7 protein-coding genes are annotated in these 10,811 nt (G+C 66.4%); all 7 read right to left on the reverse strand.

Going from position 1 to position 10,811, the window contains the following annotated elements; translation table 11 throughout:
* Window positions 1-65 precede the first annotated feature (65 nt).
* Window positions 66-3,137, reverse strand: coding sequence for an efflux RND transporter permease subunit (locus ACFE7D_RS12525; RefSeq protein ID WP_375395752.1), 3,072 nt, complete (start codon window positions 3,135-3,137; stop codon window positions 66-68).
* Window positions 3,134-4,192, reverse strand: coding sequence for an efflux RND transporter periplasmic adaptor subunit (locus ACFE7D_RS12530; protein ID WP_375395753.1), 1,059 nt, complete (start codon window positions 4,190-4,192; stop codon window positions 3,134-3,136). Before ACFE7D_RS12530 ends, ACFE7D_RS12525 begins: the two co-directional genes overlap by 4 nt.
* Window positions 4,189-5,493 (reverse strand): TolC family protein, encoded by a 1,305-nt coding sequence (locus ACFE7D_RS12535; RefSeq protein WP_375395754.1) that lies wholly within the window; start codon window positions 5,491-5,493, stop codon window positions 4,189-4,191. The genes ACFE7D_RS12530 and ACFE7D_RS12535 overlap by 4 nt, the downstream gene beginning before the upstream one ends.
* A 97-nt stretch (window positions 5,494-5,590) precedes the next feature.
* A complete protein-coding gene (locus ACFE7D_RS12540) occupies window positions 5,591-6,019 on the reverse strand; it encodes a heme-binding protein (protein ID WP_375395755.1) in 429 nt (142 codons plus the stop codon).
* Between the two features lie 181 nt (window positions 6,020-6,200).
* On the reverse strand, window positions 6,201-7,223 hold the full coding sequence (locus ACFE7D_RS12545; protein ID WP_375395756.1) for a YncE family protein: 1,023 nt from the start codon (window positions 7,221-7,223) through the stop codon (window positions 6,201-6,203).
* A gap of 34 nt (window positions 7,224-7,257) precedes the next feature.
* Window positions 7,258-9,516 carry a TonB-dependent receptor gene (locus ACFE7D_RS12550; RefSeq protein ID WP_375395757.1) on the reverse strand — a complete coding sequence of 753 codons (2,259 nt, stop codon included), beginning with the start codon at window positions 9,514-9,516 and terminating at the stop codon, window positions 7,258-7,260.
* Window positions 9,517-9,849: 333 nt separating this feature from the next.
* A partial coding sequence (locus ACFE7D_RS12555) for a DUF5624 domain-containing protein (RefSeq protein WP_375395758.1) occupies window positions 9,850-10,811 on the reverse strand: 962 nt, incomplete at its 5' end.

Consider the following 10,811-nt stretch of genomic DNA (forward strand, 5'->3'; position numbering starts at 1 on the left):
GAACTACTTTCGCCATGCTGGGTATGCTACAATGTGATCACAAATTGCTCTAGTCTAGTCGAATTTCAAATTGGCCCCTGTTCGCGCGCACCTCTGCGTCCACCGGAAAACGCGAGCAGCAGCATTGGCAGCAGCGTCAGCACCAGCGGCGCGCCGATCGCGAGGCCGAAGATGATCGCGGTGGCGAGCGGCTTTTGCAGGCCCGCGCCCCGGCTGATGCCCAGCGCCAGCGGCATCAGCGTGAGGATCGCGATCAGCGCGGACATCACGATCGGTCGCAGCCGCGCCTGGCCCGCGTCCAGCAGTCCCGCGCCGTCGATCGGGCGTGCGGGATCGAGCTCGGCCAGGAAGAAAATGGCCAGTTCGGTGATCATGCCGATCACCATCGTCAGCCCCATCAGCGCCGAGATATCGAGCTCGGTGCCCGTGATCCACAGCCCCAGGAACACCGCGCTGGTCGACAGCAGCACCGTCAGGATCACCGCGATGGTGAAGATCCAGCGTTCGAACAGCAGGGTCAGCAGCAAGGCGGAGAGCAGCAGCGCGGCGACGAACACCGTCGTCAGATCGGAGAAGGATTGCTTCTGCTGTACGTACAGCCCGCCGTAATCGACGCGGATCGAGGACGGCAGGTGCAGCCCGGCGACCGCGGCCTGCACGTCCTTCATGCCGGTGCCGAGATCCTTGCCCTCCAGTCGCGCAGTGACGGCGATGAACGGCGCGAGATCCTCGCGGGTGATCTGGCGCTGGCCCGCCGCGATGCCGACCCTGGCGATCGCGCGCAGCGGCACGGTGCGACCATCGGCGGCGCGGATCAGCAATCCGCCGAGATCGCCCGCCCGGCGGCGCAGTTCTTGCGGCAGGCGCACGCGCACGTCGATCACCTGCTCGCCGGACAGGATCTGCGTCGCCGGCGTCCCGCCGATCTGCGCCTCGACCTGCTTGGCGACCACATCGGGATCGACCCCCGCCATCGCCGCGGCGGCGCGATCGACGGTGATCGTAATCGCATCGCCCGCGACGCGCAGTCCGTTCACCACCTCGACGATGCCATCGATCCTGGCGATCGCGGTCGCCACCTTTTCGGCGGCGCCGGACAGCTGCTCGGGGTCGTCGCCGAACAGCTTGACCTCGACCGGCTGCGGCACGGCGGTGAGATCGCCAATCAGATCCTCCATCAGCTGCGCCGTCTCGATCTCGAGCCCGGGCACCTGGGTGGCCACCTTGCCGCGGATGTCCGCCATCACCGCGTCGATGTCGCGGCGGCTGCCACCCTTGAGGCGGATGAAGAAGTCACCCTCGTCGGCTTCGGTAAGGCCGCCGCCGAGTTGCACGCCGGTGCGCCGGGAATAGCTCGCCACTTCGGGGGTCGCCTGGACGATCTGTTCGACCTGCCGCAGCAGGCGATCGGTGTCGCTTAACGCCGCGCCGGATTTGGCTTTGTAATCGAGGATAAAGCCGCCCTCGTCCATCGCCGGCATAAAGCCCGACTGGAGGTGCGTCCACGCGACGCCGCCGGCAACGATCAGCAGACCGGCCAGCCCCGCCGCGACGATCGCCGGCCGGGCAAAGGCGCGGGCGGCGGCGCGGCCATAACCGCGACCCAGGACATCGGTGACGCGGCCGGCGCGATCGGCGGCGGCGGCGTCCTTCTGCGTCAGCCAGCGATCGGCGACCAGCGGCAGCACATAGCGCGCGTACAGCAGCGACACGCCAAGTGCGGCGACCATCGTCACCGCGAGCGCCTTGAAGAAGCCGCCGGTGACGCCGGAGATAAAAGCGAGCGGCAGGAACACGACGATCGTCGCCAGCGTCGATCCGACCAGCGGTCGCGCCATCTCGCGCGCGGCGGCGAGCATCGACGGCCGCACCTTCGTGCCGCCATCATCGCCCTCCGCCTCCTGCAGCCGGCGCATCAGATGTTCGAGCATCACCACTGCGTCGTCGACAACCAGGCCGACCGCTGCGGCCATGCCCCCAAGCGTCATCATGTTGAAGCTCATGTGCAGCGCCAGCAGCGCCAGACAAGTGGCGGCGAGCACGGCGGGCAGGACCATCGCCGTCATCACCATCAGCCGCCAGCTGCGCAGGAATACGAACAGCACGACGCCGGCCAGCACCGCGCCGAGCAGAATCGCGTCGCGCACCGCATTGGCGGCGCCGGTAACCAGCTCCGATTGATCGTAGAAGGTGCTGATCCTGACGCTCGCCGGCAGCCCCGCGCCCGTAAGGCGTTCCTCCACCTGTTTCACCAGCGCGACGGCATCGGCGGTCGGCGTCTGCCGGATGTTGACCAGCACCGCATCGGTGCCGTTCGAGGTGACCCGCGTCCAGGCGGGGGCGGGCGCGCGGCGGATCGTCGCGACCTGGCCGAGCGTCGCGACTCCCGCGCCCGCGGCATTGCCCGCCTTTACCGGGATCGCGGCGACATCCGCCTCGCTCGCCAGCCGGTCCTCGACCAGCGCGAGATAGAGCCGGTGGCGATCCTCGATCCGGCCCACTGCCGCCACGCTGTTCGATGCGGCCAGCGCGGCCGAGACGTCGGATACGCTCAGGCCCAGCGCCTGCAGCTTGGCGGGATCGACCTCGACCTCGATCTCGGGCGATGCGCCGCCGAGCACGTCTACGCCGGCGACGCCGGTGACGGTCGAGAGCAGCGGGCGCAGGCGCAGCTGGGCGAGCTGCTGGAGCTGGACACCGTTCAAGCTATCCGATGTCAGCGACAAGCCGAGCACGGGGAAGATCGTCGGATCGGATCGGCGCACCGAAAATCGCGTGCCGGTGGGCAGATCGGGCAGGATGGTGGCAAGCGCGCCCTGCGTCGCAAGCGTGGCGGCGACCATGTCTTCGCCCCAGTCGAAGCTCAACGCCACCTCGGCCGATCCGCGGCTGGTGGTCGACCGGATTTGCGTCACGCCGGGAATCGCGCGCAGCGCGATCTCGGCGGGGCGGGTGATGTCCGCTGCCATCTGCCCGGCATCGCGCTCGCCCGCGTCGATCGAGACGACGACGCGCGGATAATCGATATGCGGGAACAAGGTCACCGGCAGCCGGGTCGCCGCGAGCAGCCCTGCCAGCGTGACGAGGAAGACGCACAGCCAGATCGATCGGCTGTGGCGTTGCAGCAGCGTACTCATTTATCGTCGGTCTTCGCGGCCGGCATCGCGCCGGTGCGCACTTTCATGCCGTCTTCCAGGCCGGTGCCGCCCTGCGTCACCACCTGATCGCCAGGTTGCAGCCCTTTGCGAATGGCGATGCGATCGCCTATCGAATTGCCGGGCGAGACATCGACGGAATGGGCGGCGCCGCCCTTGACGACGAACACGTAGCTGCGCCCGCCATCGTCGAGCAGGGCGGCATATGGGATGGTGATCCCGCCGGCCCCGCCGCCGCCGACCGACACCGCCGCGCGCAGCGGCTCGCCCGGGCCGACCCCGGTCGCGGCGGGTACGCGCGCATAGATCGAGGCCAGGTGCGTGGTCGCATCGATCGAGCTATCGACGCCGGTCACGCTACTGGTGGCATGCGCATCGCCGGCAACGCTGTTGAACGCGAGCGCCTGGCCGGTATGGATGCGCTGGACGAGTGCGGGATCTATGCCGAAGCGCGCGCGCAAATCACCGCGGATCGCGATCGTCGCGATCGCCGCGCCCGCCGCGATCTGATCGCCCGTCCTGGCGGACAGCCCCTGCACCGTACCCGCGACCGGTGCGCGCAGCGTCAGGGCGCCACCCGCCATGCCGAGATGGGCGCGTGCCGCCTGCGCGGTCTGAGCTGCCGCGCGGGCAGTCTCGACATCGGCATCGGAGACGAGGCCATCGGCGCGCAGCCGCTGCGCGCGCGCAAAAGCGGCAGCCGTGGCGGCCGCCTCGCTCGAAGCCTTGGCAAAATCAGTCGCCGTGGTGCGGCTTGGCCTGAGCTCCACGATCGCCTGGCCTGCCTTTACCGCGGTACCCGTCGGTGCGACGATCCGCGCGACGATCGCTTCGGCCGGGGCAATGACCGAACGCTCGGCACCCGGCGCCGCCTCCGCCGCGCCATAGACGGTCACCTGATCCGCCGCCGCGCCGAGCGTCGCGGGCGCGGTGCGCACCAGCGCGATCGGATCGGGCTTTTTCTCGGCATCGTCCGCAGTGCCGCTGCCGCATCCGCCGAGCAGAGCCAGCGTGGCGAGGGGCAGGAAATTCTTCATCGGGTCCATCCTTCGCTGGGACCGCCCGACAGCAATTCGAGGGCGATGGTCTGCTCGGCGATCTGCTGGTCCAGCTGCGCCAGCGTCAAGGTGCGATCGCGCAACGCCTGTTGGGCGGTGGCAGCGACGGCGGGGGCAAGATCGCCGCGTGCCGCTGCGCGGGCAGAGGCATCCGCGAACCGGCGGATCGCCGGCAGCTTGGCGATCAGCGCCGCCCGCTGGCGCCGCACCGTGGCGATCCCGGCCACCGCGGTGCCAATCTCGGCGCGTGTCTGGAACAGGCGCGCGGCATATTCCGCCTGCAGCTGGGCGCGCGTCGCCGTCGCTGTGGCGATGCCGCCGCGATTGCGGTTCCACAGCGGCAAGGTGAAGCCGACCGCCGGACCGAGCGTATAATTGTTGCTGGTGTCACGCCCACCCGCCACCGTCAGCGACAGCGTCGGGAATTGATCGAGGATCGCCTTGTGGACGCCCGCCTCCGCCGCGTGATAGCCTGCGCGCAACGCCAGCAGGTCGAGCCGGCGGTCGAGCGCCAGCGACAGCAACGCTTCGGCGGTCGGCGGCACGACCGGCTCGGGGGGCGCAGCGAGGTCGAGAATCGTACCCGGCGGCAGGCCGATCAGCCGGGTAAGCTCGTTGCGCGCGCTCGCGAGATCGGCCTCGGCGGTGCGCGCCTTGTCCGCTGAATCCAGGGCCGATTGCCGCCGCGTATCGACATCTCCCGCCGCGAGATCGCCGCGCCCGGCCGCACGCGACGAGGCTGCTAGCAACGTCTCCGCCGATGCCGCGCCGGCTTTGGCGATGGCGAGCTGGCGTTCGAGCGCGAGAATCCGCACGCCCTGCAGCCGCGCCTGCCCCGCCGTCTGCCATTCGGCCCAGGCGAGATCGAGCCGCACCTGACGTTTGTTCGCCTCGCCGGCCGCGCGCGTGACCCGCGCGCTACGCAGCTGGGCGATATCGAGCGCGAGCTGCCCCGCAAAGGCATTGAAGGTGTCGGGCCCGGACAGCAATTTGTCGAAATTACCCTGCACCGTGGGATCGGGCAGCAGCCGCGCCGCAAACGCCTGCGCATCGGTGACGCCCAGCTTCGCACGCTGCGCCTTCAGATCGGGGTTTTCCAGCACCGCCAGCACCGCCAGCGCGTTCGGCGTCAGCGGCCGGGACAAATCGATCGCCTGCGGCACCAGGAACGGCCGATCGATCCGCGCCGCATCGGCAGAGACGATCGCCATGTCGGGTGGCGTCAGCGCCGCCGCCGCCACCGGCAGCGGGGCCGCATGATAGGCGGCACAGCCCGACATCGACAGGCCAAGCAAAAAGTGAACGGAATAACGCCTGCTGCCAATTGTATCCAAGACCGGTCGCTTCAATGTGATCCCCAGGATAGTCTGTGTCCGGTCACTGCTGAATTTGCAAGCCCGCTGCCACGATGCCCGAGGCCGCGCAGAGCTCGTCATTATCCGAAGTGTCGCCGGTCACGCCGACGGCGCCGATGATGCGCCCCCGGTCATCGACAATCAGCAGTCCACCAGCCGCCGGCACCACCCCGTGCGGGGCAATCGGCGCGAGCGAAGCGACGAAGGTCGGTCGCTCGACCGCCATCTCACCGATTTTTCGACTGGAGATGCCGAGCGCGAGCGCACCTCCTGCTTTTGCGGCGGCAATCTGGGGGCGCAGCGTCGAGCTGCCATCCTGTCGCTGAAACGCGATGTGGTGCCCGCCCGCGTCGAGTACCGCCGCACTCAACGGCTTGAGCCTGAGCTCGGCGCCCTTGGCGAAGGCAGCGGAAACGATCCGGTTGGCCTGGTCGAGGGTAATGTCAGCCATGGTGGTGCTACTTCATGAGAGTGAACGCAGATTATCGGGCAGCGGCAGCAGGTCGCTAGAGCGTGATGACAAAAATGGGTACCGGTTTTTGTTCTTGAATCTCGCGAAAACGAACATTCCAGCTGATCCGGCCTGTCATACCGATCGGCATCATCGCGCCATCATTTGCCCCCGCCCCTGATCACGGGCGCCGAGGGGAAGGAGCCAGGACCATCAGGCGCACCGTTCCGGGCAGGACATCGGGAAATTCCCTGCCTTTTTGCACCTGGAAGTCGGCCGAGGGCAGATACACTTTGCCGGTAGCCGGATCAACCGCGCCGGTTCGGGTGCCGATCCTGGTCTTGATCGTTTGTATCAGCATCGGCGTGCGCGGCTGGTCGAGCGAGAAAATGCTCAACGTTCCGCTGTGTCCGCTCGGGATGAACACCCTGCGGCGGGCGGCGTCGAGAATGACCGCATCGGCACCTTCGCCGACCGGGATGCTGGCTATTTCCCGCCCGCTGCGCGCTTCGACGAATTTGACCATCCCGCTCCCGCACACGGCGATCAGCAACCCGGACCGGTGGTCATAAGCAAGCCCGGTCGGTTCCTCGCATTTGCTCAATGGCCGGTATCCGACCACTTTGCGCGTGCGCAGATCGATCACGGCGATCTCGTGGCGATCGCGGATGTTGTCGTACAGCCGGCCGGCGTCATCGACCACCCCGAATTCCGGTTCGCCCCGCAGCGGTACCGACCCGAGCACCTGCCGGGTGCCGGCATCGACGATCGTAAGATCGCGCGCATTGATAGATATGACGGTTTTCGTGGCTGGATCGTAGACGACGCCGTCCGGCTCCTCGCCGACCCTGGTGCGCGCGCTTATTTTGCCCGTCGCACCGTCGAACCACACGAGTTCGTTCGACTTCGCATCGTTCGCCACCGCCAGATCGGTCGTTCCGACAGGCACTACCCCATGCGACAGCGGCATTGCGATCAGGGTGGCCGTTACCTTGCCCGTCATCAGGTCGACCGTCGTCACGCCACCTACCCGCGCCATGTATAGCCGATGGTGGTCAGGATCGACCGCGAGCAGATCCCACCTGGCATCCGGCGCGACCAGGCTTCCGTTGAAAGCGTAGGATGTCGGCGGGTGGTCTTTTGCCTGGCCGAAAGCGCAACCGGCAACCGCCAGGGCCACCATCCCGATATAACCCAGCTTCATCGATTTGTCTCCGGTCGTCGCGTGTCGTGCTGCATCAGTATCGGAAGGAGAGCGCCGCGGTCCACAGCCGCGGGCGCCCGACGCCTGCCACATTGTTCGGTGCGCCGACCTCGGCGGCACTGATGAAAGTCGTGTTATACCGGCGATCGAACACGTTGGAGACATGCGCCGACAACGTAAATGCCTTGCGTTCCAGGCGCGCACCCAGGTTGACGAGACGATACGGATGCTGCTGATAATGATCGGTAACGTCCCAATAAGTCCGGCCGAAAGCGGTTGCGTCGGCGCGCAGGCCCAGCACCAGGTCGGAAGACAGATTGTGCGACCAGTCCAGCGAGAGTGATCCTTGATAGGCCGGGGTGAAGGGCGCCGTGCGGCCTTTGAGGTTCACCTGCTGCGGAACCGGGTTGCCATCGGCACCAATAACCTGGACACCATTGGCACCATAGCCATCCGGATCGACGAACGGAATATTGCCCCAGTCGGCCCGGGTGAAACCGGCGCTGGCGGTCAGGATGAGCCGGTCGATGAGCCGGAACGACAGATCGGTTTCCACGCCATAGTTCTTGGATGGGCCGATATTGGTCGTGGTCTGCACGAACTGGGCACCCTGGAACGCAAAGCTCGGGAACAGCCTGTTGCGATAATCGAGGTAAAACGCCGCAACATTCAGATGCGCGCCGTGGCCCAGGTTGCTCTTCACGCCCAACTCGTAGTTCCAGGTCGTCTCGGGCTGGAATTTGCTGAAGAACGGCGCGCCGTTGGCGTCGAACTCCTCGGTCACGCCACCCGCCTGGAATCCGCGCGAGACCAGGCCGTAAGCCATCACGTTCCGGTTGAAATGATAGGATGCGGACAGCTTGGGGACGACCTGGGTACTATGCTCTGACAGCGCCAGGCCGTAGAGCGGGTCGGTCGCGGCAACTTTGCTGTAATCGCCGCGCAAGCCGAATTCGAGATCGAATTGGCCGAGCTTCAGCTGGGCATTGCCGAACACGGCATATTCGCGGTGGCGCTCCTTGACCAGCGTTTGCTGCTGCGCAAACTGCGTCGGGTCCGCCAGATTGGCAGGGGATGGCGGGTCGCCGATGAACTGGACGTTCCGCTGGAGCGTGTCGGGATCATTGCCTTGCGCAAACGCCCCGATGATCCACTTGAACGCGCCGCCGCCGCCACGCGACAAACGCAGTTCCTGGCTCCAGACGGAATGTTTGAAGGTCTGGTAGCCGGTCAGGAACGGCAGCGGGCCTTTGTCGACATCAGAAATCGTATGCGCGGTGGAATGAAAATACGACGAGATCGAGATGAGATCGAGATTGTCCGCCAGCTTATGATCGAGGCTCAAAGTCGCGGAATACAGCGTCCGCTTGAAATGCGGCTCGGTGCCGTCGGAAATCTCTAGCGAGTAGTTGCTGGCTGCGGCCGGATCGTTGGGCGGCCCGGGGCGATAATAGAGGCTGGAGGCACCGGTATCGAGGACATCCGCGTTCAGGTAGAGCACGGCGGTCGTGCCGTCGCCCTTGACCTGAAAGGTTGCCCGGCCGCCATATTCCTTACCCCGGTCCAGCTTCTTGTCGAGCACGGGATCATAGGCATAGCCGCTGGTCCGGGTGCCGAAGGCGCTGAGCCGCGCGGTGACGACATCGCCGATCAGCGGGCCCGAAACGGCGGCGGAAGCGGTTACCGTATTATATTGGCCATATTCGAACATGCCGTCGGCGTGCAGGGTGTCGGTCGGCAGCTTCGACACATATTTGATGGCGCCGCCGATGTTGTTGCCCCCGTAAAGCGTGCCTTGCGGCCCTTTCAGGACCTCGACCCGATCAAGGTCGGTGGGACGGATCGTCTCTCCGTCGAACAACTGGACGTCATCGAGGTAAAAACCTACGCCGTTGGTAATGCCGAAGGCACCGACCCCGCGGATCACCACGTCAGGCGACTGATCCGCCCGCGTGGTAATGTTCAGGTTCGACACCAGCGAGCCGAGATCGTCGATCCGCGTCACGTGCGCGTTTGCCAGTTCCGTCGCGCCGATCGCGCGAACCGTCTCCGGGATCGATTGCGTCGTCTCGCTTTGCTTGCGCGCGGTCACCACGATTTCATCCAGCGCGGTGCCGCTCAGGCGATCGGCCGCCTGTGGCGCCGAGGGAGTTTGCGCGGCTTCGGATTGCGCCGGCAACTCGGGATTCTGCGGCGACGCCCCGGCATTTTGCGCCGCGGCGGGTACCGCTGTCAGGGCCAGCGCCACGCCGCACATGCTGACCTGGTTCAACAGCCAAAGCCTGGAATTCATATCCCTCTCCCATATTGTTGTCGCTGGTTTTGCGCCAGCGTACGTGCCGCCACCCTTTTAAGGATCGGTGTCCCGGTGGCCAATTCGAACGGACTGGTCGATTGATTGGATGACGATATCAGTATGCCAGTTATCTTTGCCAATCCCAACGCTCTTTCTTTCCCCTTTCGCTTGCGGGAGGGGTCAGGGGTGGGCACTTTCTTTGGATGCCAGGTCAGGAAGCAAGGGCCCACCCCCCAGCCCCTCCCGCAAGCGGGAGGGGAGTCAGTGCGGCGTCCCTCCCGCAAACGGGGCGGGTCAGTGCGGCGCGGCTTTGCCTTTCAACCCGTCATATCAGCGCAGTGCGCCTGCATAATCATAGCCGTCCAGCCCGGGCACCACCACTTGCGCCACGTCGTTGCCGGTCTGGCGCAATTGTTCCGCCGCGTAATCGACGACGCAACCGGACAGCAGCTGCCGGGGATCCTCCAGCACCAGCCGCATCCGGGTGACCATCGCGCGCATGTCGTCGGGGCCGCCGATCTGCGGCATCTCGGAGAGCGCCGTCGTTTCCTCCGTCAGCACCGGCGCGACGTAGGAATCCGCAGCGTAGCGTGGATAGCCGTCGAACATCGTCGCGCCCAGATCACCGATCGCCCTGGTATAGGCCCATAGCCGGCGCAAGCCCGGCTCGGCGGCGCGCGCCGTGGTCAGATCATCCGGCCCAGTCAGCTTGAACGGCGGGGCATGCGGCGCGATATACAGGCGGTCGAGCGCGAGACGCCGGTCGGAGGCCGCCAGGATCATCTGGCAGACCGAATTGCTGGTCCAGGTAACCCCGGATGTCGGCCGGCCCTGCCGCCCGCAGATCAGCACCATCGCCCGCGACCAGTCGACCGCATGTTCGCCGAACCACCGCCGAATGCGGAACGAGGTGTCGAGGCCGGCGAGGAAGAATGTGGCGATCATCACCGCGTTGAGCGGGATGGTCGCGCCCAGTTCCGGGTCGGTCGCCTCCAGATAGGTGGCCCGCAGGAAGGCGGGCGTGAGCTTCGCGACATCCGCCTCCACCGCGTCGAGGTAGCGCAATGTCAGCGCGCAGGCATAGTCGTTCATCGCCGCGATGGCGCCCTCGCGTCCGCGAAATGCTTCCACCGCGATGCGGTCCCGCCATAGCGCTTCGCTGTTCGCAGCTTGCGCCGCGACGGTGGCGGCGCGCAATCTGGCCGCATCCTGCCGCCAGCGGTCGCTGGCAGGCTGCAGCGCGTGAAGATTGACCAGCGTCGCCATCGCCGGCCCGAAATGCGAGATGCCGG

The organism is uncultured Sphingomonas sp. (genome assembly GCF_964244235.1).
GTDB lineage: Bacteria > Pseudomonadota > Alphaproteobacteria > Sphingomonadales > Sphingomonadaceae > Sphingomonas.

Coding starts and splice junctions, on each gene's coding strand:
- ACFE7D_RS12530 (WP_375395753.1), bottom strand. CDS start 4,192: ATGAAGAATTTCCTGCCCCTCGCCACGCTGGCTCTGCTCGGCGGATGC.
- ACFE7D_RS12545 (WP_375395756.1), bottom strand. CDS start 7,223: ATGAAGCTGGGTTATATCGGGATGGTGGCCCTGGCGGTTGCCGGTTGC.
- ACFE7D_RS12535 (WP_375395754.1), bottom strand. CDS start 5,493: ATGTCGGGCTGTGCCGCCTATCATGCGGCCCCGCTGCCGGTGGCGGCG.
- ACFE7D_RS12525 (WP_375395752.1), bottom strand. CDS start 3,137: ATGAGTACGCTGCTGCAACGCCACAGCCGATCGATCTGGCTGTGCGTC.
- ACFE7D_RS12550 (WP_375395757.1), bottom strand. CDS start 9,516: ATGAATTCCAGGCTTTGGCTGTTGAACCAGGTCAGCATGTGCGGCGTG.
- ACFE7D_RS12540 (WP_375395755.1), bottom strand. CDS start 6,019: ATGGCTGACATTACCCTCGACCAGGCCAACCGGATCGTTTCCGCTGCC.